The organism is Tamlana sp. s12 (assembly GCF_016767215.1).
In the GTDB taxonomy this organism is placed as follows: Bacteria; Bacteroidota; Bacteroidia; order Flavobacteriales; family Flavobacteriaceae; genus Pseudotamlana; species Pseudotamlana agarivorans.
On record NZ_CP068547.1, the window covers coordinates 3,273,668 to 3,295,389 of the forward strand.

Below are 21,722 nucleotides of genomic sequence, written 5' to 3' on the forward strand. Positions count from 1 at the left end.
ATCGAGGGTTTTGTGTATATGTTTGTCACGCTGAGCTCGCCGAAGCGCATGTTCAAATCAAAGGTTTAAAACTCAAAGCATAAGTCCTATAGCCTTTTTACCCCTTCACGCTCTCAACTAAAGCCTCCAAACTTAGGGTATCTTGATCCCCAGTTTTCATATTTTTAAGCGTATAATTATTTGAAGCGATTTCCTGTTCACCTACTAAAACCACAAACGGAATTTCGCGTTTGTTCGCATGGTTCATTTGCTTCTTCATTTTAGCGGCATCAGGATACAATTCGGCATTAATGCCAGCAGCTCTTAATGCTTTAATAGCTTTCAAACTAAATAAAGCTTCTTTGTCTCCGAAATTTATAAATAAAACCTCAACATTTTTGCTAACAGTTTCAGGGAATAAATTCAGTTCCTCTAATACCAAGTAGATACGATCTAAACCAAAACTAATACCAACACCACTCACATCTTTTAGTCCAAAAATACCCGTTAAATCATCGTAACGACCACCGCCACCTATAGAGCCCATTTGTACAGTTTTAGGCGCAGACACTTCAAAAATAGCACCTGTGTAATAATTTAAACCACGGGCTAAAGTCACATCCAACTGAAGTGTTGCTGTACTTAGTCCTAATTCGGAAATAGCTGTATCAATAAACGCCAGTTCTTCAATCCCTTTTAAGCCTTCTTCGGAAGTAGAAAGAATACCTTTTAAACTTTCAATTTGCGATTCAAAAGTCCCCGACAAACCAAATAAAGGCTGAAGTTTAGAAATACCTTCCTCAGAAATACCCTTAGACAACATCTCTTCTTTAACTTTCTCTTCACCAATTTTATCAAGCTTATCCAAAGCTACGGTAAAATCAATCAATTTATCGCTAGCACCAATCACTTCGGCAATACCAGAAAGAATTTTTCTATTATTAATTTTAATAGTAACACCTTCTAGTTTTAATGCTGAAAACACGGTGTCGTAAAGCTGAATAAACTCTACTTCCTGCCACAAAGACTGCGAACCAACCACATCGGCATCACATTGATAAAACTCTCTGAAACGTCCCTTTTGAGGTCTATCGGCTCGCCATACCGGCTGAATTTGATAACGTTTAAACGGAAATTCAATCTCGTTTTGATGCTGTACCACGTAACGCGCAAAAGGCACGGTAAGATCATAACGCAATGCTTTTTCTGAAATAGACGACGTTATTTTTGTAGAATCCTTTTCTGCATAAGCTTCGGCATTGGCCTTGGATAAAAAATCACCTGAATTTAAAATCTTAAAAATCAAACGATCACCTTCATCACCATACTTCCCCATCAAAGTGCTTGAATTTTCAAAACTTGGGGTTTCAATAGGTTGAAATCCGAAATTTTGAAAGGCATTTCTAATGGTATTAAAAATATAGTTTCGTTTGGCAACTTGTTCAGGATTAAAATCTCTTGTGCCTTTTGGGATGCTTGGTTTTTGTGCCATATCAATGCCTGCTAAAGCAGGTTCCTTTTAATTATTTAATAATAAAATCTTCCTTCTAGTTTAATAAAAAATGAAATTTCTATTAAGGAAGAAAAATTAGTTTTAACTACAACCAGATTTCTGCCTTCGCAGGAATGCTTAGTTAATTAGTTTATCAAAATACTTAAACAAATCACCTTTAGTAATCACAGCGCCTTGCTCAATCATTTTAAATTTATCTAAGTTTTTGTCGTCTGAGTACGCCTTATCGGCTTGTAAAAATTCCACATTTTCATCCATTAGGTTTTCACGAAGCCAATCATACCCCTCTTCTGTGGTGATGTCAACATCATTTTTTATATTAACCACAATGGCTTGCATTTGCTCTTCTCCTAAATGGAATAAATACATATGTTGCGCCGAAATATGCTCTAAATATTCTGCTTTATTCAAAACACCTTCCCAGATTAAATCGCTAAAAACATCTAATTCGGTTTCAGCAAGTTCTGGTTTATTGGCTTTTAAATTGGTCCACTCATCAGCTGTAATGGATTGGGTTGCTAAAAAGTTTATAAATTCTTGGTGTAATTCTTCGAACTGTTCTTTTGTAAGTCTTGAATATTTCATTTTCGCCTATTAAGCTCTCAAATTGAGAGTTATTTGTATCATTTAGCTTGCTTTTGAACAATAAATACTGTCCTTTACAAGCGCGCAAATTTATGAAATATCTCGCAAAACTGGGAAACTATAGCGCATAAAAAAACCACTCAAAAAGAGTGGTTTCCTTAAATTGTTAAGCTTTTAGATAATTAAGCTTGAGCAACAACTTCAAATTCTAAATCTACAGATACAGCTCTGTGTAAACGAATCACGGCATTGTATTTACCTAAACGTTTTACAGTAGTAACGGTGATGAATTTTTTATCAATTGATTGACCTTCTTTCTCTAAAGCTTCAGCTAAATCGATGTTGTTTACAGAACCAAATAATTTGTCTCCTGCTCCAACTTTAGCTGGTATTTTAATTTCTAATGCTTTAAGTGCTTCAGCAACTTTGTTAGCATCTTCAACTATTTTCTTTTCTTTATAAGCCCTTTGCTTTAAGTTCTCAGCTAATACTTTCTTTGCTGAAACTGTAGCTAAAATAGCTTGTCCCTGAGGAATTAAAAAGTTTCTACCATAACCGTTCTTAACTGTTACAACATCGTCTTTAAATCCTAAATTTTCAACGTCTTGTTTTAATATAAGTTCCATCGTTATCGGTATTTTATTTTAATAAATCAGCTACATAAGGCATTAAAGCTAAGTGACGTGCTCTTTTTACAGCAACAGACACTTTTCTTTGATACTTTAATGAAGTTCCTGTTAAACGTCTTGGTAAAATTTTACCTTGCTCGTTTACGAACTTTAATAAGAAATCTGGATCTTTATAATCGATATATTTAATACCAGATTTTTTGAAACGACAATATTTCTTTTGCTTATTAGTTTCAATATTAAGAGGCGTTAAATATCTAATTTCGCCGTCTTTTTTTCCTTTTGATTGTTGTTCTATTGATGACATAATTAAGCTTTTTGTTTAAGTTTTTCTCTTCTTCTCTCTGCCCAAGCTACAGCATGCTTATCTAAAGACACTGTTAAATAACGCATAAAACGCTCGTCACGTCTAAACTCTACCTCTAAAGTATCAATAACCTCTCCTGATACTTGGTATTGGAATAAGTGATAAAAACCACTTTTCTTGTTTTGAATTGGGTAAGCTAATTTTTTTAGTCCCCAATCTTCTTTAGCTATCATCTTAGCACCGTTAGAAACAAGAAAATCTTCGTATTTCTTTACTGTTTCCTTTATCTGATCTTCAGATAAAACGGGATTTAAGATGAAAACAGTTTCATAATGATTCATAAAAATCGTATTTTATTGTTAAAAATTGGCTGCAAAAGTAATCAATTATTACAAAACTCACAATAAATTTAAAACTAAATTTACAAACCAAGTTATCAGCTAAAAAATAGACGAAATACACACACAAAAACCCTTTACCGATGTTTTTTGTTTTTTAATCGAATTTTTTGTATTATTGTCGAGACCTTAACCGAAACATAAATTGTTATGACTTTAAACTGTGTAGTGGTAGACGATTCGGCAATTCAACGCCTCTCTATTGTTAAACTAGTCGAGAACCACCCCTCTCTCAACTTAATTGCAGAGTACAGCAGTGCTCTAGAAACAAAAAATGGTTTAAACACGCATCAAGTAGATTTAATTTTTTTAGACATTGAAATGCCTGTTCTTAACGGGTTTGAACTACTAGATGTATTGAACAACAAACCTCAAATTATTTTTGTAACTGGTAAAACTGAATACGCTTTTAAAGCATTCAATTACGACGCCACCGATTATTTACACAAACCTATCACCAGAGAACGTTTTAACATCTCTGTAGACAAAGCCTTAGAGCAACACAGATTGACTCAAGATTTTAGCGAAGAAGAAGGTGAACACATTTTTGTAAAAAGTAATCTTAAAAAACGTAAAGTTTACATTAAAGACATTAAATGGATTGAAGCCCTTGGGGATTACGTAAAACTAGTTACCGAAGAAAATAGCTTAGTGGTACTTTCAATCATGAAATCTTTTGAAGCTGAATTACCAGAAGGTAAATTCTTAAGAATTCACAAATCTTACATTGTTAATTTAGATAAAATTGACCGATTTAATAGTAAGAACGTTGAAGTTGGCGCTTACGAAATTCCGTTAAGTAGAAACAAAAAAACACAATTAGTTGATGCTTTAAATAACATTTAAAGTTTCCATCTATAATTTATAAATTTTAAAACTAGAAATTATCGACATTTAAAATTACTCTAACAGATCTAAAATCTTTTACACTTTCGAAGCTATTATTAATTTTAATAATAGCTTCTTTTGTTTTTGCCAGGGAGTGTTTTTTAGGAATTTTAACCAAAATGTTTTTGTGAAACTGATTTCTAATTCTAGCCACCGGAGGCGCTTCTGGTCCTAATATATGATCTCCAAAAACTTGACGGAGTGACTTAGCGAACCAAATCGATGCTGTTTCAACCCGATTAAAATCTTTATGCTTTAGTGTAATCTTTATTTGCTTATAAATAGGAGGATATTTAAAATTATAGCGATCGTTCATTTGCTCTTTAAACATATCGATATAATTATTTGTAGACACCTGCTGTAATATATTATGGTGCGGATTATAAGTCTGAATCAAAACTTTACCACGCTCTGCCGTACGCCCTGCCCTACCTGCTACCTGTAACATCAATTGGAAACTACGCTCATGCGCTCTAAAATCTGGAAAATTAAGCATGTTATCGGCGTTCATAATCCCAACCAATTTTACATTCCTAAAATCTAAACCTTTAGTAAGCATTTGTGTACCCACCAAAATATCAATTTCTTGCTGCTCTAGCGCTGTAATAATTTTTTCATAGCCGTATTTGCCCCTGGTCGTATCCAAATCCATTCGGGCTACCTTATAATCGGGAAACAATATTTTAACCTCCTCCTCGATTTGCTCGGTTCCAAATCCTTTACTATCTAAATCCTGTCCACCACAAGCCAAACAATCCTGCATCATGGCCGCATGATATCCGCAATAATGACAACGCAATTGGTTTCGGTATTGATGATAGGTTAAACTCACATCACAATTTGGACACTCGGGCGCATGGCCACAAGTTTTACATTCTACGATTGGCGAAAATCCGCGACGGTTTTGAAATAAGATAATTTGATGACCTTCAGCCAAAGTTTCGGTCATTTCTTCAATCAATCGATCGCTAAAATGCCCTTTCATTCGTTTCTTTTTCTGCTTATCTTTAATATCGACCAGCTCAATATCTGGCATTAAAACATTATTATAACGGTATAACAATTCAACAAAACCATATTTATTTTGCCTAGCGTTATAGTAACTCTCTAAACTTGGTGTTGCCGATCCCAGTAAGGTTTTTGCTTGATGCAAGTGCGCTAATACCACTGCCGCATCTCGGGCATGGTATCGCGGTGCCGGATCAAATTGCTTGAAAGACTGCTCGTGTTCTTCATCAACCACAATCAATCCTAAATGGTTAAAAGGTAAAAAGATGGAAGATCTTGCGCCTAATACAATTTGCGCTTTCGCGGAATTGGTTAATACTTGATTCCACACTTCTACACGCTCATGAGCCGAATACTTAGAATGAAACACTGCCACTTGCTCCCCAAAATAATTCTGAAGCCTTGTAATGAGTTGTGTGGTTAATGCGATTTCAGGAAGCAAATACAAGACTTGTCTACCTTGCTGAAGCACCGCTTCAATAAGTTTAACATAAACTTCCGTTTTCCCCGATGATGTTACCCCATGCAACAAAGTCACCGCATGCGATTCAAAACAAGAATTTATTTCTGCTAACGCCGTTTCCTGATGTTCGTTTAAATGTTTCGATGCTTCGGTATCCGCTCCAGAATATTCCACCCGATCGGTTTGAATGTGGTACTCTTCTAAAACACCTTTATCAATTAAAGCCCTAACGATGGACGACGAAGCACCGCTCTCGGTTACCAAATCGGTAACCTTAACAGGTTTTTTAGTTTTGGCCGAAATAGAAAATAACGTTAAAACAACGTCACGTTGTTTGGGCGCCCGACTTAATTCCTCCATCAATTCATGAAAAGCCTTTTCACTTGTATAACTTGTTTGTAATTTTACGTAGCGAACTAATTTTGGTTTGTACTTTTCATAAACTTCCTCTTCAACTAAAACAGCCTCTTTTTCAATAAGACCTTTAATAACATGAAGTACATTTTTCTTTCCTAAAATATTTGATATATCCTGAATTTTCAACGAAGACTGGTGCTGCAAAGCTTCATAAACTAAAAACTCGTCATCCTTTAGTACTGAATCATCAATAATAGCGACTTTACCTTTTGTAACCACCGTTTCACTTTCTAAAATAAAAGCATTAGGAAGTGCTGCACGCATCACATCGCCCAAGGTACACATGTAGTAACTTGCTATCCACTGCCAAAATTTTAATTGCTGCGCGTTAACGATGGGCTTATCATCTAATATCTGCTGAATATCTTTAGCTTCATAAGCCGCTGGCTCATTTTTATGCACACTAAAAACCAGTCCAGTGTAAATTTTAGATTTCCCAAATGGTACAGCAACCCGCATGCCTGGTTTTAAAAATTCGGCTTCAGCAGGAGTGACTGTATAGGTAAACAGCTTTTTTAAAGGAATTGGAATAATAACATCAATAAAATCTACCATAAACTACGAGGCTTTTCTAAGTTTATTTAATGAGGCATTTAACTCATATCCCAACAACAAAATATTAGAATTTAACCATAAATACAGTAACAGTATTAATAGGGCTCCAATTGAACCGTATAGTTTGTTATACTGACTAAAATTTTCAATATACACTCCAAATAAAAACGAAGTTAGAATAATGAGCAAGGTGGTAAACAAAGCGCCCACCGAAAAAAACCGTGAATCTTTTCCTTCTTTAGTCCCAAAATAATACAACGTCGCTACCGACAAATACACCATAATTATAAAGAATATAGACTGTACCATTTTAGTCCAAAAAACAGCTTTACCTTCTGCTTTATAACCTTCACCTCTAAAAAACACTAATAATTCTTGAACCACATAAATTTGAAAATACCCTAGAATCGCAATGGTAAATATGAGCAAAAATGCTAAAATCAAAGCGATTCCTAAAGCGTATAAATATTGTTTAAATGCGTTTCGCGTTAACTGCTCATGATAGGAGGTTTCAAATCCCGTAAATATTGAATTTACTCCATTTGCCATTAAAAGCACAGAAAGCAAAAACACAGAAGATAACAACCCGCCACGCTGCGATTGTTCAATATTTTCGAAAATATTCTGGAAGAAAAAATCGGAGGTCGTCGCTGGTAAAAACGATTCTAGAAACACTAAAAACTCATGTTTAAAATTCGCAACTGGAATGTATGGGATAATAATTAAAACGAATAGTAAAAAGGGAAAAATGGCCGTAAAAAAACTGAAAGCAATAGCACTAGCTCTGGTTGTAACCGCCCCTTTTATAATGCCCGTAATATAAAGCTCTATTAAATCGTATAAGGATAAACCTTCTAAACCAGGAAGTTTAACACGTTTTAAAAACCGAACCAAAAGATTAACTACAGGGATTTTATCAAGTTTATCTTCTATAGGTTTAGTCATTAATAACTTGCTTTTGTTGTTTGCCAAACAAAGTTATTAAAATAAAAAATGTCTTTAGAAGATTTAAGTTGATTAAATCAAACTTTTAAAAGCGACAAACTACTTTATCGCTTTTAAACTTAAATCCATATTATGCACAGAATGTGTTAAGGCTCCTGAAGAAATATAATTTACACCACATTCGGCATAATGTCTTATGGTAGCTTCATTGATATTCCCTGAAGATTCAGTTAGGCATTTGTTTCCTATAATTTTTACAGCTTTTCTAGTATCCTCATAATCGAAGTTATCTAATAGAATTCTATAAACGCCATCATTTTGAAGAATCTCTTCTACTTCCATTAAGTTTCTAGCTTCTACCATGATTTGAAGATTTTTACCTGTTTCCTGTAAATAATCTTTTGTCATTTCGATAGCTTTTGTAATACCACCTGCAAAATCTATATGATTATCTTTTAGCATGATCATATCGTACAAAGCAAACCTGTGATTCTCTCCTCCACCAATTTTTACAGCCCATTTTTCAAGAACTCTAATTCCTGGAGTCGTTTTACGAGTATCCAAAATACGGGTTTTAGTCCCTTCTAATAAATCGACAAACATGCGTGTTTTTGTAGCAATAGCACTCATACGCTGCATCGCATTAAGTACCGTACGCTCAGCTTTTAAGATGGATTGTGAAGGTCCTTCAATATACATCACGACATCACCGTAAGTCACCTCTGAACCATCTTCAATACGAACATCTAATTTCAAGTTTTTATCTACGTAAGCAAAGACTTTTTTAGCGAAGTTTACCCCACCAATAATACCTTTGTCTTTTACTAAAAGCTTAGCTTTTCCTCTTGCATTTTCAGGAATACATGCTAACGAACTATGATCGCCATCTCCAACGTCTTCTCTAATCGCGTTAGAAATTATCATTTTCAACTCCGAATCGAACTGCTCTTGTGTTATCATAAATAAATCTTGTTTGCAGCAAAAATAATAAATAGATTCACTTTATTAAATTTTACATTTACGAAATTTTTATTTAAGTCTTATTTTAATGCATTATTAATAAAATAATTAGAAAAAACTTACAATATGACCATCAAGCTGATTACCATTGGAAAAACTGATAATAAACAACTTACGCATTTAATTAACGAGTATATCAAACGATTAAGTTTCTACATTAAGTTTCAATTAGAGGTTATTCCAGACATTAAAAATTCTAAGAATTTAAGTGAAGATCAGCAAAAAAAGAAGGAAGGCGCACTGATACTTAGCAAGATAAATACTACAGACGCCTTAATTTTACTTGATGAGCAAGGTAAGCAATATGATTCGGTAAAGTTTTCAGATTACTTACAAAAACATATGAATTCGGGTATAAAACAACTGGTATTTGTCATTGGGGGCCCTTACGGATTCTCAGAAGAGGTTTATGAAAAAGCGCAAGGAAAAATATCACTCTCAAAAATGACTTTTTCGCATCAAATGATTCGTCTGTTTTTTATTGAACAATTGTATAGAGGTTTCACCATATTAAGAAACGAACCTTATCATCATCGATGATTATAAAAAGTTTTCAGTTTTCAGTCTCTGTTTTCAGTAATTACTCGGGTGTGCAGCATGTTAGTTTATGCGTTTCTTAACAAAAAAAAGATGATTAAAAACTAGGCATTAATCATCTTTTTAGATTTATAGTCTTCGGTCATCAGTCACCTGTCGTCCGTCAGGACCTCTGATATTCTATAAAAACCAAACTCTAAAACACTTCTTTAATTTCGAGAAATAATTCATCTTTTACTGTAATATAATATCACTATCTATATTCAATTTTTTATGAAGTGATCTTGCAAGACTTAATGTAATATCCCGTTTTCCTTTAAAAATTTCACTTATTCTTGAAGCGCTAGTTCCTAACAAAACCGCTAAATCCTTTTGCTTTAATTTCATCTCAAACATTCGAAGCTCTATAACATCCATTAATTTAGGCATCCCTATTGGATGATGTTTTTCTTCATAAGCTTCAATAATATCACTAACTAAAATCAGTTCATTGTTTAAAGCTTCATTTTCCCCTTCATCATCCAAAATTTTAAGCAATTTTTCAAGTCTTAAGTTAGCCTCAATATAATCTTTATCTGTTATCATGATTACAACTTATTTATGTTCTTAATTTTATCGTATTCTGAGTGATTCCCCACCCATCTTATAAATATCCTTTTAATATTAAAACGCACAATAGCAACAATTCGATAATGATTCCCTTTTACATTAAAAACATATCTATTATTCCCAACATTATCAGCAGAATTAAAAGTATTTTTTAAATCGGAATAATTTTCCCATTCCGCAGTTTTAGCTCTTTTATACCAATCTTGTAAAGCAACTTCAGAATTCACTTCTTTAGAAAAATAGTCCTTTAATTTTTTATGCGATATAACATGCATTTGCTAATCATGGTTTAAATCAAATACAAAGATATAAAATAATTCTATATTTGATAACTTAATTACCAAACATAGAATATTAAAGTCTTTTATCTCAGTTTTCAGTGATTACTCGGACGTGCAGCATGTTAGATTATTCGTTTCTTAAACAAAAAAAAGATGATTAAAAACTAGGTGTTAATCATCTTCTTAAAATTATAAACTTCGGTAATCAGTCACTTATCATCCGTCACACTTCTACCTGAGATCTTAATGTGTTTTATAAATTTCCTTTCTCTTTTTAAGCTGACGCTCTAAATCACTAATAGTTTCTCTTACTGATACTTCAAAATTACGTTCATTAGAAGTTGCAAAAATTCTGGGGCCTGGTAAACTCAATTCAATATTGCAAATTTTACCTAAATCATGATCCTTTTCATCTTGTTTAAAATGTACTTCTGCGCTTATTAAAAATTCGTATCTATTAAATATTTTTTCTAATTTCTCTTTTGTGAATTGTGAAAGTGTCTCACTTACATCTACGCCTACATATTGAAAATTTACTATCATAATCGTTCTCTTTTAAGTATTAATATCCCTCCGAAGATACGAGTTTTAGAAAAAAGTGAACGCAACAAAAATCATAAAATGCTATTAAAATTTTCATTAGAATAAATACAGCCTGCTTTCATTTCATATGATATAATAGTATTTTTGAAAGTTTAAAATCCTAGTTATTATGAAACTCGTTTTTGCAACCAACAATAAAAATAAAATCAAAGAAGTTCAAGCTTTGATTCCAAGTCATATCACCTTACTAAGTTTAACCGATATTGGTTGTACCAAGGATATTCCTGAAACTCAAAACACCATAGAAGGTAATGCCATTCAAAAAGCAAATTACATTAAAGACAACTATGGTTATGACTGTTTTGCAGATGATACCGGTTTAGAAGTTGAAGCACTAAACGGTGCGCCAGGTGTATATTCTGCAAGATATGCTGGCGAACAAAAGAATGACCAGGATAATATGGACAAACTTTTAAACGAGCTGCAAGATAAATCTAACAGAAACGCCCAGTTCAAAACTGTAATCGCATTGCACTTAAATGATACTTTACAAAATTTCACTGGAATTTGTAAAGGAGAGATTACAGATATTAAAATGGGAAGCCAAGGTTTTGGTTACGATCCTATTTTTAAACCTGAAGGTTACACTGAAACATTTGCCCAAATGCCCTTATCGCTTAAAAACAGTATAGGGCATCGCGGCAAAGCTGTTGCGCTTTTAGTGGCCTTTTTAAACCAAAACTAAATTAGAAAATCATCGTTTTTTTAACCCTAAATATCATTATTATTCCATTTTAAACACATTTTGATTTAGAATGTTTAAAAAAACGAAACGCAGGTTGCCTGTTAATATTCTTTATGTTACTTTTAAATTATGACAGAGGAAGCCATTGAAAAAGAGAATGCCACTATTGCTAAGGCTTACAAGGAGCTACTGAAAGTTAGTTATACCACACTTACCAGTGACGATAAAAAATTAATTAGAAGTGCTTTTGAAGTTGCCTTAGATGGGCATAAAAATCAGCGTAGAAAATCGGGAGAAGCTTACATCTTCCACCCTATTGCTGTGGCTAAAATTGTGGCGCAAGAAATTGGATTAGACGCCACCTCTATTGCCGCGGCTTTACTTCACGATGTTGTTGAAGACAGTCCCGATTATGAAATTAAAGATATTGAAAACCGCTTTGGAAAAACCATAGCCCGCATTGTAGAAGGCCTTACCAAAATTTCTTCGCTTAGTAAAGAAAAAGACATGGATGTGTCGTTACAAGCCGAGAACTTTCGTAAAATGCTCTTAACGCTTAATGATGACGTTCGTGTTATTATTATTAAGATTGCAGACCGACTTCACAATATGCAAACCATGGATTCCATGCGTCCTGATAAACAGGATAAAATTGCATCAGAAACCTTATACATTTACGCACCATTAGCGCATCGTATTGGGTTATATAACATAAAAACACAACTTGAAGATTTAAGTTTAAAGTATACAGAACCCGATGTTTATAACGATATTCTTCTTAAAATAAAAGAAAGCAAAGAAGAACAAGATCTTTATATTGAGCAATTTAGCCAGGTTATTAAAAATGCTTTAGACAAAGAAAAGTTCGAATACTCTATAAAAGGGCGACCAAAGTCTATCTTCTCCATCAGAAAGAAAATGCTTAACCAAGGGGTTTCCTTTGATGAAGTATATGATAAGTTTGCCATTAGAATCATATACAAAAGCGAGCCTGCTGATGAAAAATTTCAGGCTTGGAAAATCTATTCTATAGTTACCGATCATTTTCGACCTAACCCCATGCGTTTGCGCGATTGGATTACATCGCCAAAAACCACGGGTTACGAAGCGCTTCACATTACCGTTATGGGACCTAAAGGACGTTGGGTTGAAGTGCAAGTGCGTAGTGAACGTATGAACGAAATTGCAGAAAAAGGTTATGCCGCTCACTACAAGTACAAAAACAACACCGAGAAAGAAGATAGTTTAGAAACTTGGATTAACAGACTTCAAGAAGCTCTTGAAAGTCCTGAAATTAATGCTGTCGATTTCGTTGAGCAGTTCAAACTCAACCTCTATTCTCAAGAAATATTTGTTTTCACCCCTAATGGGGATTTAAAATCGCTCCCAAAAGGCGCTACTTCTTTAGATTTTGCCTTTAGTATTCATACCGAAATTGGCATGAAAACAAGAGGAGCTAAGGTAAACGGAAAACTGGTAACCCTAAGTCATGTACTTGAAACAGGAGACCAAGTTGAAATATTAACTTCCGAAAGTGCTAAACCAAATCCGAACTGGCTCGATTACGCAACAACAGCCAGAGCAAGAGGAAAAATAAAATCGGCTTTAAAAGAAGACCGAAAACGTGTTGGTGAAGACGGTAAAGAAATATTACGTCGTAAACTAAAACAATTAAAAATTACACTTAACGAAAAAACGATTAACGAACTTGTTAGATACTTTAAGCTAAAAACGAGTTTAGATTTGTTTTATCGTGTAGGCATTGGCTCTATAGACAATGTCATGATTAAAAACTTTGCAGCTTCGCGTAGTAATGCTTTAATGTCTTTCATTAAGAGTAAAATTACCAGAAAAGCGAATATTACTAAAGAAGAATTAGAGAAAAACGAGGTTACAACAAATTACGATTCATTAGTTTTTGGAAAAGAAGCTGAAAAACTGGATTACAAACTCGCTAATTGTTGCAACCCAATCCCTGGAGATAGTGTTTTTGGCTTTTTAACCGTCTCCGAAGGTATTAAAGTACACAAAAAAAACTGTCCGAATGCCTTAAGTTTGCAGTCTAACTACGCTTACCGCATCATGACCGCCAAATGGGTAGATTCCACCCAGCAAGAATTTATGGCGCAAATTAAGCTCACAGGAATAGACCATATCGGCCTTGTTAACGAAATTACTACCATTGTTTCAGAAAATATGCATGTTAATATGAAAAGCATTAGTTTTGAAAGCGAGGACGGCTTGTTCTCTGGAAAAATCAACCTTGTAGTAAAAAACAACACCATTATTAAAAAGATTCTTGAAAAACTAAAAAAAATTAATGGTATAGATAAGGTTACTAGAGTGTAAAAAATGTGTAAATTTGCACACGGAAATTATGAATGCAAAATCGGATACAAAAAATCAGGATATCGTAAAAAATGTTTTTACGAGCTTTTTAGAAAATAACGGGCACCGTAAAACGCCAGAACGTTATGCTATATTGCAGGAAATATATAATAGTGAAGAACATTTTGATATAGAGTCTCTATATCTTAATATGAAAAACAAAAAGTACCGCGTATCTCGCGCAACACTTTATAACACTATAGAACTACTTTTAGAATGTGGTTTGGTAAGAAAACATCAATTCGGACAAAACCAAGCCCATTACGAGAAATCATACTTCGATAGACAACATGACCATGTTATATTGACCGATACCGGTGAAGTGATAGAGTTTTGTGACCCTAGAATTGAATCGATCAAAAAAACTATTGAAGAAGTTTTCGATATTAAAATTAACAACCACTCACTCTATTTTTACGGAAATAGAAAATCAACAACAAATAACTAATATTCACAATGGCGGTAGACTTACTACTAGGATTACAATGGGGAGACGAAGGCAAAGGAAAGATTGTTGACGTTCTTACCACAAACTATAATATTATAGCTCGTTTTCAAGGTGGTCCAAATGCAGGACACACTCTAGTTTTTAACGGTAAAAAACATGTTTTACATACTATTCCTTCAGGAATTTTCCATGATAACGCTACCAATTTAGTAGGAAACGGCGTTGTTATAGACCCTGTAATTTTTAAAGGTGAACTTGATAAACTTGAAGAACAAGACGTTGATTATAGAAAATCATTACTTATTTCAAGAAAAGCACATATCATTTTACCTACGCATCGTTTATTAGATGCTGCTAGTGAAGCTTCAAAAGGTAAAGCTAAAATTGGATCGACCCTTAAAGGAATTGGCCCAACTTACATGGATAAAACTGGAAGAAACGGTATTCGTGTTGGTGATTTAGAACTAAGCGACTGGAAAGAACGCTACAGAGCATTGGCTGATAAACACGAGTCAATGATTAAATTTTACAATGTTGAATTAGAATACAACTTAGAAGAGTTAGAAGTTGAATTTTTTAAAGCTGTTGAAGTTTTAAAATCTTTAAAATTTATCGATTCTGAAGAATATATATACCAATCTCAAAAATCTGGGCAATCCATTCTTGCTGAAGGTGCTCAAGGTTCATTATTAGATATCGACTTCGGAACTTATCCGTTTGTAACATCTAGTAATACAACTGCTGCTGGTGCTTGTACAGGTTTAGGTGTTGCCCCAAATCAAATAGGAGAAGTTTTTGGTATTTTTAAAGCTTACACCACACGTGTTGGATCTGGCCCATTCCCTACCGAACTTTTTGATGAAGATGGTGCAACTATGGCCAAAGTTGGAAATGAATTTGGAGCTACTACAGGACGACCAAGACGTTGTGGTTGGTTAGACCTTGTGGCTTTAAAATATGCTTGTCAAGTTAATGGGGTAACTCAATTAATGATGATGAAAGGTGATGTGCTTTCTGGTTTTAAAACCTTAAAAGTATGTACAGCTTACAAATATAAAGGTGAAGAAATCTCGCATCTTCCATATAATATAGAACCAGAAAATGTAGAACCTGTTTATACTGAATTTAGTGGTTGGAATGAAGATTTAACAGAAATGTCTGAAGCTTCTCAAATGCCAAAAGCTCTAAACGACTACATCGAATTTTTAGAAAAAGAATTAGAAACGCCTATTACTATTGTATCTGTTGGACCAGACAGAAAACAAACTATTTTTAGACAGAAATAGTAGCGTTGATACATTTTAAAATACAAAAAAGACCACATTAAATGTGGTCTTTTTTGTACTTGGATTTTACTTAATCCTTTTCCGCAAGTTCCTTTAATTCCATATTCATTTTCTCAAACCCACTCTTGGTATCCTTATCCAGGCTCTTAGAAAACAATTTCACCAAAATGCCACTAAATTGTTCACTCTGCTCAAAATTGGTTGTACCATTTCCATTATCAGTCAGAATAAATTTATGTTCTCCATCGAAAAGCCCCTTAAACCAAAGATGACCAAGCCATTTCAATTCGCTGTTTTCATTTAAGACCAACACCGTTGGTTTAAACGTCATTCCTTGTAGCTTTATAACGATTTGATTTCCAACTTTGACATCTCCAGAAACGGACCTAATAAAAGAATTCCATTTCGGATAATTTTCGAAGTCCGTTAATATGCTCCATATTTTCTCTTTGGTTGCGTTTATTGTTATCGACGTATTTATTTGCTTTGCCATAAGAATCATTTTTTTGACAAAGTTCGTTGCAATTTGAGTTGTTGCTCTTGACAAAAATCAAGAAATCTTTTTATTCCTAATTCGGCTGAACGTTTCGGGAGACATACCTAACATGGATGCGATATACTGCAGAGGAACTTGATTAAAAAGCACCTTGTTACTCTCAAAAAGTTTATCATATCGTTCTTCAGCACTAAGTGATAAATGACTAAAAACCCGATCTTCTAATTGAACAAAACAACTGGCAATAAATTGTTTTTCCAGCTCTACCCAATTTGGTAAGAGTTTGTTTAAAAGGGCATAATTTTCCTTATCAATGGTATAAAGTGCACAATCTGTTAAAGCTTGTATGTTCCATCTTGCTCTCTGCTTAAAAGCGAAGCTGTACAAATCGGTTATAAAATAGCCTTTACAAGAAATCCATTGCGTTATTTCCTTATCATTAGCATTTGCAAACACTCGAATAAATCCACTTCTTTGAAAACTCAGTTTTTCACAATATTGACCAGACTTTGTGAAATATTCGCCTTTTTTGAGTATTTCCTCTTTGAATAAGGCAGTTATTTTCTCCATATCCTGGTTGGTAACACCAAAGTAAGTCGAGATATAATTTTGTAATTCTGTCAATTTATTGAGTGTATTTTCACATTAAATAATACGATAATATAAAACATATGGCATTATTCAAAGTGATCATATTTATTAATTGTAGAATGCAACATAATTTTTGAAGCGTTTTTTGTTTCCATATCATAAATCATTTTTTTAATCGTTATTTTTGCGACAAATTTTTTATACTTTGAATAAACTTCAAGTCTTACTATTATTATTAATTGTTTGTTTTGTTTCAGTAAATAACGCTCAAGAGAAACGTAAAATTCAAATTGAGTACGCTGGTAAACTCACCATAGACGAAGAAAATTATCCTGGTGCGAAGGTTCTCACCCGTGACGACAAGCAACAAGTTCATATTATTCATGGCGGCTCCAACATGTGGTGCGACAAAGCCATTCACTACGGTGAAGAAAATTTTGTGGAAGCTTACGGTAATGTTTCTGTAAAACAAGGCGACACGATTAATATGACTTCCAAATATGTGGAGTATAGTGGTATAACCGAACTTGCTTTTGCTAGTGGCGACGTGGTTTTAACAGACCCGCATTCAACAATAACATCAGACACCCTTTACTTTGATCGTGTAAAACAACAAGCTTTTTATAGAAATGGTGGTAAAGTTGTAAAAGATTCATCTGGTACGATAACAAGTAAAATTGGTAGATATTACATGGATATCAAAAAATACCAATTTGTAAAAGATGTGGTTTTAGTTAATAAAGAATCAACCATCAATTCTGATTACTTCGATTTTTATTCTGATACGGGCTTTGCTTATCTTTTTGGACCTTCCACCATCACCACTGAAACCAGTAAAACCTATTGTGAAAAAGGATTTTATGACACCAAATTAGAAGTCGGATACGCCATTAAAAATGCGAGAATAGATTACGACCATAGAATTATTGAAGGAGACAGTTTATATTTTGATAACAATCAAAACTTTGCATCAGCAACCAATAACATCAAAGTAACAGACACCCTCAATAAAAGTGTGATAAAAGGGCATTATGCCGAAGTTTACAAGGCAAAAGACTCCCTTTTTATTACCAAACGAGCCTTAGCCATAACCGTTCAAGAAAAAGATTCTGTGTTCATGCACGCCGATAAAATTATGGTTACCGGAAAACCCGATAATCGTATTGTGAATGCTTACTATAACGCCAAACTTTTTAAATCGGATATTACAGGGAAATCAGATTCTATTTATGCGAATCAAAAAACAGGGATCACCAAATTAATAAACATTCCGAGGCTATCGGCTGGCGATAAATTTGCAAAAGCACGTAAACCCGTCTTATGGAATTTCGAAAACCAAATGACCGGTGATACCATTCATTTAATTTCAAATAATAAAACAGAAAAAATAGATTCACTTTTAGTTTTTAACCATGCTTTCATTATTAGCAAAGACACTTTAAGTACAGATGGATACAACCAAATTTACGGCTTAAGACTGGTGGGGTTATTTAATGATGAAAATGTTTTAAGAGAGGTTAACATCATTAAAAATGCCGAATCCATATTCTACGCACGTAATGAAAACCAAGAACTTATAGGGATTGATAAAGCCAAGTCGGGAAGTATTAAAATATTATTTGCTGAAGGCGATATTGAAGAATATTCCAGATTTAACCAAGTAGACGGCGATTTAATTCCGGAATCGAAATACCCTCAAAAAGACAAACGCCTCAAGGGTTTCGATTGGCGTGAAGAGGAACGCCCCAAAAGCGTAGAAGACCTCTTTAATGACGACCCTCCGTTGGAATTACCTGTTATTAAAGGCCTCGAAGATTATATACCATCGGGTCAATTCTTTGATCAAGACATGTTGGAGCGCATAAAATTAGCAGGAAAAGGGGAACCTCATCATAATAAAGCTGCTAGAAATATTCCTATTGACCATGAGTCAAAAAACTTGATTGAATACCCTAATGAATTTGAGCATCCAAGATGGTTTAAATCGGCCGTTAAAGCAAACATTAGCTCCATGGCAACGCCTGACGGTAAAAGTGTCGCCGATGAAATTACGGGGCTAGGAGAAAGCGACGGTCATATTTATCAAGTATTAAGCCATACCGAAGGTACTTTCAAATTCTCAATTTGGATGAAAGGCAAAGGAAAAACAAGACTACGTTTTCAAAGAGCGGATAAAGATTATGCCGTTTATAACACCCTAGTTATCAACCTTACTGATGACTGGAAGGAATATACCCTAACGGGCACTAAAAAAGCAGACGGCAGCAAGTTGCGATGTTTAATTAGTGATATTCAAACCGACGACACCATATACATGTGGGGCGCAAAAGTTATTGAAGTAAAAAAGGAATAACAGTATATGATTTCAGATTTTTTTAAATACCAAGCGCAAACTTCCACACACCCGTTGGCCATGGAAGTATCGCATGCTTCTGGCTCGTATATTTATGATACCTCGAACAAAAGGTATTTAGATTTTGTTGCTGGAGTTTCAGCTTGCCCATTAGGTCATAACCACCCAAAAGTAGTTAGCGCCATAAAAACGCAACTGGACAAATACATGCACGTCATGGTTTACGGTGAATATGCACAGCAACCCGCCGTGGAACTGACCAAACTTATCGCTAAACAACTACCCGCTCCTTTCGAAAAAACCTATTTAACCAATTCTGGCACAGAAGCGATTGAAGGCGCCTTAAAACTAGCTAGACGCGCAACAGGCCGTAGCGAATTTATAGCTGCAAAAACTGCTTATCACGGCAACACCATGGGTTCTATGAGTGTTATGGGTTATGAAGAGCGTAAACAAGCTTTCAGACCGTTAATTCCTGATGTAAGGTTTATTCAATTTAACGTTGAAGAAGATTTAAATCTAATCACATGTAAAACAGCCTGTGTGATTTTAGAAACCATTCAAGGTGGCGCTGGGTTTATTGAGCCTCAAGATGATTACTTGGCTAAAGTTAGAGCACGATGCCATGAGGTTGGCGCCCTTTTAATTTTAGATGAAATTCAGCCTGGTATCGGCCGTACAGGAAAACTTTTCGGATTTGAAAACTACAACTGTATTCCAGATATTATCGTATCGGGGAAAGGCCTTGGTGGCGGTATGCCCATAGGAGCGTTTACCACGTCTAGTGCCCTTATGGATTTATTACAAGATAAACCCAAACTTGGTCATATTACCACGTTTGGAGGGCATCCCGTAATTGCAGCTTCAGCTTTAGCGACCTTAAAGGAAATTACAGAAACCAATTTAATGGCCGAAGCTTTAGAAAAAGAAGCCCTTTTTAAAAAGCATTTGGTACACTCATTAATTTCAGAAATAAGAGGAAAAGGCCTTATGTTAGCCTTAATTTTACCAACGCCTGACATTGTAAACCAGCTGATTTTAACCGCTCAAGACCGCGGATTAATCTTGTTCTGGCTACTTTTTGAGCCTAAAGCAGTAAGAATTACCCCGCCTTTAACGGTTTCAAATGAAGAAATAATTGAAGGATGTCAGGTGATTTTAGACATTCTTGATGAAATTCAGTCTTCTTGACCAAAATTTAACCATTTGATTATCAACCACAAACAAATAAATCTTCGACAAAACACGACCTTTGTTGATTACTTTGTTGAAAACATTTAGTCCTTTTACGACTAACCTTAAAATAGAATAGTAACTTTAATAAAGTTGAACCTCACAAATGTGCATATGGAGTTTAGTCAGGATGACAACAATAATTTGCCGCTTACCAAGTTTGAATCGATGTTAAAAACAAATCATGTTTTATTCTTTGATTCTGAAGAATTTGAAAACATCATTCATCATTATCTTAATCAGGGTAAAATAGCATTGGCAAAGAAAGCTATTAAGTTAGGATTAGATCAACATCCAACGTCCATCAACTTAAGGCTTTTTAAAGTTGAAATATTTGTTTTCGAAGACAAACTCATAGAAGCCGACACCTTATTAAGTGAATTGTATAGTTTAGATCCTAATAACGAGGAAATCTACATTCAAAAAGCCAATATTTTTTCTAAACAAGATGATCATAAACAGGCTATTTCTGTTTTAAAAAAGGCACTAGAACTTACCGATGATGTTATAGACCTTTATTCCCTTATAGGAATGGAATATTTATTTTTAGACAATTTTGAAGAAGCTAAAGTTTACTTCATGAAATGTTTAGAATCCGATCTGGAAGATTACTCGGCTTTATATAACATCATTTATTGCTTTGAATTTTTAAATCAGCATGAAGACGCCATTTCATATTTAAACCTATTTTTAGATAAAAATCCATACTGTGAAGTCGCTTGGCACCAGTTAGGTAAACAATATTATCTTTTAAAAGATTATAAAAAGGCTTTAGCAGCTTACGACTTTGCCATCATTTCCGATGATACTTTTGTTGGCGCCTATTTAGAGCGTGGAAAAGTTTTAGAAAAACTAAAACGTTTTAAAGATGCCATTGAAAATTATACGATTACGTTAACTCTAGACGACCCTACTTCTTTTGCATTACTGCGAATTGGAAACTGCTACGAACAATTAGGAAACCATGAGTTAGCGCTTCAATATTATGACAGAACCGTTCATGAGGATCCCTTATTAGATAAAGGTTGGATAGCCATAACCAAGTTTTACAAAAAAAAGAACGACTACCAAAAAGCCTTATACTATATAAATAAAGCGATAAATATCGATTCTGAAAATGTGACGTATTGGAAGCTTTATTCACAAATTAACCACAGGCTAAATTTCTTTGAAGAAGCCGAAAGAGGATACAAAAAAACCTTAGAATTAGGAAATTACGAGTTAAACACCTGGTTATCACGTGGCGATTTACTAATAAAATTAGGTGAAGCTGAAGCTGCGATATATAACTTCGAACAAGCCATAGAGTTTTATCCGGAAAATGCCGAGATTGAATACCGATTGGCAGGCTTATATTTTCAATTAAACGAAAATGACAAGGGGAGTTTTCATTTAAAAAACGGCCTAAAACACAATCATGAATACTATTTTATTATTGATGAATTGTTTCCAAAAGTTTCTAATAAACGGTTGGTAAAGAAAATACTTAAAACAAATCTGTAACA

General features: G+C 34.2%; 22 protein-coding genes. 9 read left to right on the forward strand and 13 right to left on the reverse strand.

Features of this window, described 5'->3' with window-relative positions; all coding sequences use genetic code 11:
* Nucleotides 1-97: 97 nt before the first annotated feature.
* The 5 genes from hisS to rpsF all read right to left on the reverse strand — a co-directional run bounded on the left by hisS (nt 98) and on the right by rpsF (nt 3,354).
* Nucleotides 98-1,471 carry a histidine--tRNA ligase gene (gene hisS, locus JJL45_RS14070; RefSeq protein WP_068601835.1) on the reverse strand — a complete coding sequence of 458 codons (1,374 nt, stop codon included), beginning with the start codon at nt 1,469-1,471 and terminating at the stop codon, nt 98-100.
* 138 nt (nt 1,472-1,609) lie between these two features.
* Entirely contained in the window at nt 1,610-2,077 is a 468-nt protein-coding gene (locus JJL45_RS14075; protein WP_068601833.1) for a DUF6495 family protein, read from the reverse strand.
* A gap of 182 nt (nt 2,078-2,259) precedes the next feature.
* A complete protein-coding gene (gene rplI, locus JJL45_RS14080) occupies nt 2,260-2,703 on the reverse strand; it encodes a 50S ribosomal protein L9 (RefSeq protein ID WP_068601831.1) in 444 nt (147 codons plus the stop codon).
* Nucleotides 2,704-2,716: 13 nt separating this feature from the next.
* Entirely contained in the window at nt 2,717-3,013 is a 297-nt protein-coding gene (gene rpsR, locus JJL45_RS14085) for a 30S ribosomal protein S18 (RefSeq protein WP_019388303.1), read from the reverse strand.
* Nucleotides 3,014-3,015: 2 nt separating this feature from the next.
* Entirely contained in the window at nt 3,016-3,354 is a 339-nt protein-coding gene (rpsF, locus tag JJL45_RS14090; protein ID WP_067145718.1) for a 30S ribosomal protein S6, read from the reverse strand.
* Nucleotides 3,355-3,561: 207 nt separating this feature from the next.
* On the opposite strand from rpsF, the gene JJL45_RS14095 reads away from it, so the two are divergent.
* Nucleotides 3,562-4,257 (forward strand): LytR/AlgR family response regulator transcription factor, encoded by a 696-nt coding sequence (locus tag JJL45_RS14095; RefSeq protein ID WP_202664178.1) that lies wholly within the window; start codon nt 3,562-3,564, stop codon nt 4,255-4,257.
* A gap of 31 nt (nt 4,258-4,288) precedes the next feature.
* On the opposite strand, the gene priA is transcribed toward JJL45_RS14095, so the two are convergent.
* The 3 genes from priA to nadC form a co-directional block, all read right to left on the reverse strand.
* Nucleotides 4,289-6,742, reverse strand: a complete 2,454-nt coding sequence (priA, locus tag JJL45_RS14100; protein ID WP_068601829.1) for a primosomal protein N' — start codon at nt 6,740-6,742, stop codon at nt 4,289-4,291.
* Nucleotides 6,743-6,745: 3 nt separating this feature from the next.
* Entirely contained in the window at nt 6,746-7,687 is a 942-nt protein-coding gene (locus JJL45_RS14105) for a YihY/virulence factor BrkB family protein (RefSeq protein ID WP_068601827.1), read from the reverse strand.
* 99 nt (nt 7,688-7,786) lie between these two features.
* Nucleotides 7,787-8,647, reverse strand: coding sequence for a carboxylating nicotinate-nucleotide diphosphorylase (nadC, locus tag JJL45_RS14110; RefSeq protein WP_067145710.1), 861 nt, complete (start codon nt 8,645-8,647; stop codon nt 7,787-7,789).
* A gap of 126 nt (nt 8,648-8,773) precedes the next feature.
* Here nadC and rlmH point away from each other — a divergent pair, with 126 nt between their 5' ends.
* Nucleotides 8,774-9,247, forward strand: a complete 474-nt coding sequence (gene rlmH / locus JJL45_RS14115) for a 23S rRNA (pseudouridine(1915)-N(3))-methyltransferase RlmH (RefSeq protein WP_068601824.1) — start codon at nt 8,774-8,776, stop codon at nt 9,245-9,247.
* Nucleotides 9,248-9,478: 231 nt separating this feature from the next.
* Here rlmH and JJL45_RS14120 read toward each other — a convergent pair whose 3' ends face one another.
* The 3 genes from JJL45_RS14120 to JJL45_RS14130 form a co-directional block, all read right to left on the reverse strand.
* Nucleotides 9,479-9,829, reverse strand: a complete 351-nt coding sequence (locus tag JJL45_RS14120; RefSeq protein ID WP_068601822.1) for a type II toxin-antitoxin system HigA family antitoxin — start codon at nt 9,827-9,829, stop codon at nt 9,479-9,481.
* Between the two features lie 2 nt (nt 9,830-9,831).
* On the reverse strand, nt 9,832-10,128 hold the full coding sequence (locus tag JJL45_RS14125) for a type II toxin-antitoxin system HigB family toxin (RefSeq protein ID WP_068601819.1): 297 nt from the start codon (nt 10,126-10,128) through the stop codon (nt 9,832-9,834).
* Between the two features lie 249 nt (nt 10,129-10,377).
* A complete protein-coding gene (locus JJL45_RS14130; RefSeq protein ID WP_068601818.1) occupies nt 10,378-10,677 on the reverse strand; it encodes an HPF/RaiA family ribosome-associated protein in 300 nt (99 codons plus the stop codon).
* Nucleotides 10,678-10,846: 169 nt separating this feature from the next.
* Here JJL45_RS14130 and JJL45_RS14135 point away from each other — a divergent pair, with 169 nt between their 5' ends.
* The 4 genes from JJL45_RS14135 to JJL45_RS14150 all read left to right on the forward strand — a co-directional run bounded on the left by JJL45_RS14135 (nt 10,847) and on the right by JJL45_RS14150 (nt 15,544).
* Nucleotides 10,847-11,422: a non-canonical purine NTP diphosphatase gene (locus tag JJL45_RS14135; RefSeq protein WP_068601815.1), complete on the forward strand. Its 576-nt coding sequence runs from the start codon at nt 10,847-10,849 to the stop codon at nt 11,420-11,422.
* Between the two features lie 129 nt (nt 11,423-11,551).
* Entirely contained in the window at nt 11,552-13,771 is a 2,220-nt protein-coding gene (locus JJL45_RS14140) for a RelA/SpoT family protein (RefSeq protein ID WP_068601813.1), read from the forward strand.
* A 28-nt stretch (nt 13,772-13,799) separates the two neighbouring features.
* The gene (locus tag JJL45_RS14145) at nt 13,800-14,258 is read left to right on the forward strand and encodes a Fur family transcriptional regulator (RefSeq protein WP_067145697.1); all 459 of its coding nucleotides are present in this window, start codon (nt 13,800-13,802) and stop codon (nt 14,256-14,258) included.
* An 8-nt stretch (nt 14,259-14,266) separates the two neighbouring features.
* Complete coding sequence (locus JJL45_RS14150; RefSeq protein WP_068601811.1) at nt 14,267-15,544, forward strand: adenylosuccinate synthase; 1,278 nt, start codon at nt 14,267-14,269, stop codon at nt 15,542-15,544.
* Between the two features lie 70 nt (nt 15,545-15,614).
* On the opposite strand, the gene JJL45_RS14155 is transcribed toward JJL45_RS14150, so the two are convergent.
* Together JJL45_RS14155 and JJL45_RS14160 are read right to left on the reverse strand one after the other, a co-directional pair.
* Nucleotides 15,615-16,037 (reverse strand): SRPBCC domain-containing protein, encoded by a 423-nt coding sequence (locus JJL45_RS14155; protein WP_068602457.1) that lies wholly within the window; start codon nt 16,035-16,037, stop codon nt 15,615-15,617.
* A 57-nt stretch (nt 16,038-16,094) separates the two neighbouring features.
* On the reverse strand, nt 16,095-16,664 hold the full coding sequence (locus JJL45_RS14160) for a Crp/Fnr family transcriptional regulator (protein ID WP_068601808.1): 570 nt from the start codon (nt 16,662-16,664) through the stop codon (nt 16,095-16,097).
* A gap of 172 nt (nt 16,665-16,836) precedes the next feature.
* On the opposite strand from JJL45_RS14160, the gene JJL45_RS14165 reads away from it, so the two are divergent.
* From JJL45_RS14165 to JJL45_RS14175, 3 genes are all read left to right on the forward strand, one after another.
* Complete coding sequence (locus tag JJL45_RS14165) at nt 16,837-18,984, forward strand: OstA-like protein (RefSeq protein WP_068601806.1); 2,148 nt, start codon at nt 16,837-16,839, stop codon at nt 18,982-18,984.
* A gap of 6 nt (nt 18,985-18,990) precedes the next feature.
* A complete protein-coding gene (locus JJL45_RS14170; RefSeq protein ID WP_068601804.1) occupies nt 18,991-20,175 on the forward strand; it encodes an aspartate aminotransferase family protein in 1,185 nt (394 codons plus the stop codon).
* Between the two features lie 156 nt (nt 20,176-20,331).
* Entirely contained in the window at nt 20,332-21,720 is a 1,389-nt protein-coding gene (locus JJL45_RS14175; protein ID WP_067145684.1) for a tetratricopeptide repeat protein, read from the forward strand.
* Nucleotides 21,721-21,722: the final 2 nt, after the last annotated feature.

Bases quoted from the DNA above. Each gene is read 5' to 3' on its own strand.
- hisS (WP_068601835.1), bottom strand. From the start codon at position 1,471: ATGGCACAAAAACCAAGCATCCCAAAAGGCACAAGAGATTTTAATCCT.
- JJL45_RS14075 (WP_068601833.1), bottom strand. From the start codon at position 2,077: ATGAAATATTCAAGACTTACAAAAGAACAGTTCGAAGAATTACACCAA.
- rplI (WP_068601831.1), bottom strand. From the start codon at position 2,703: ATGGAACTTATATTAAAACAAGACGTTGAAAATTTAGGATTTAAAGAC.
- rpsR (WP_019388303.1), bottom strand. From the start codon at position 3,013: ATGTCATCAATAGAACAACAATCAAAAGGAAAAAAAGACGGCGAAATT.
- rpsF (WP_067145718.1), bottom strand. From the start codon at position 3,354: ATGAATCATTATGAAACTGTTTTCATCTTAAATCCCGTTTTATCTGAA.
- JJL45_RS14095 (WP_202664178.1), top strand. From the start codon at position 3,562: ATGACTTTAAACTGTGTAGTGGTAGACGATTCGGCAATTCAACGCCTC.
- priA (WP_068601829.1), bottom strand. From the start codon at position 6,742: ATGGTAGATTTTATTGATGTTATTATTCCAATTCCTTTAAAAAAGCTG.
- JJL45_RS14105 (WP_068601827.1), bottom strand. From the start codon at position 7,687: ATGACTAAACCTATAGAAGATAAACTTGATAAAATCCCTGTAGTTAAT.
- nadC (WP_067145710.1), bottom strand. From the start codon at position 8,647: ATGATAACACAAGAGCAGTTCGATTCGGAGTTGAAAATGATAATTTCT.
- rlmH (WP_068601824.1), top strand. From the start codon at position 8,774: ATGACCATCAAGCTGATTACCATTGGAAAAACTGATAATAAACAACTT.
- JJL45_RS14120 (WP_068601822.1), bottom strand. From the start codon at position 9,829: ATGATAACAGATAAAGATTATATTGAGGCTAACTTAAGACTTGAAAAA.
- JJL45_RS14125 (WP_068601819.1), bottom strand. From the start codon at position 10,128: ATGCATGTTATATCGCATAAAAAATTAAAGGACTATTTTTCTAAAGAA.
- JJL45_RS14130 (WP_068601818.1), bottom strand. From the start codon at position 10,677: ATGATAGTAAATTTTCAATATGTAGGCGTAGATGTAAGTGAGACACTT.
- JJL45_RS14135 (WP_068601815.1), top strand. From the start codon at position 10,847: ATGAAACTCGTTTTTGCAACCAACAATAAAAATAAAATCAAAGAAGTT.
- JJL45_RS14140 (WP_068601813.1), top strand. From the start codon at position 11,552: ATGACAGAGGAAGCCATTGAAAAAGAGAATGCCACTATTGCTAAGGCT.
- JJL45_RS14145 (WP_067145697.1), top strand. From the start codon at position 13,800: ATGAATGCAAAATCGGATACAAAAAATCAGGATATCGTAAAAAATGTT.
- JJL45_RS14150 (WP_068601811.1), top strand. From the start codon at position 14,267: ATGGCGGTAGACTTACTACTAGGATTACAATGGGGAGACGAAGGCAAA.
- JJL45_RS14155 (WP_068602457.1), bottom strand. From the start codon at position 16,037: ATGGCAAAGCAAATAAATACGTCGATAACAATAAACGCAACCAAAGAG.
- JJL45_RS14170 (WP_068601804.1), top strand. From the start codon at position 18,991: ATGATTTCAGATTTTTTTAAATACCAAGCGCAAACTTCCACACACCCG.
- JJL45_RS14175 (WP_067145684.1), top strand. From the start codon at position 20,332: ATGGAGTTTAGTCAGGATGACAACAATAATTTGCCGCTTACCAAGTTT.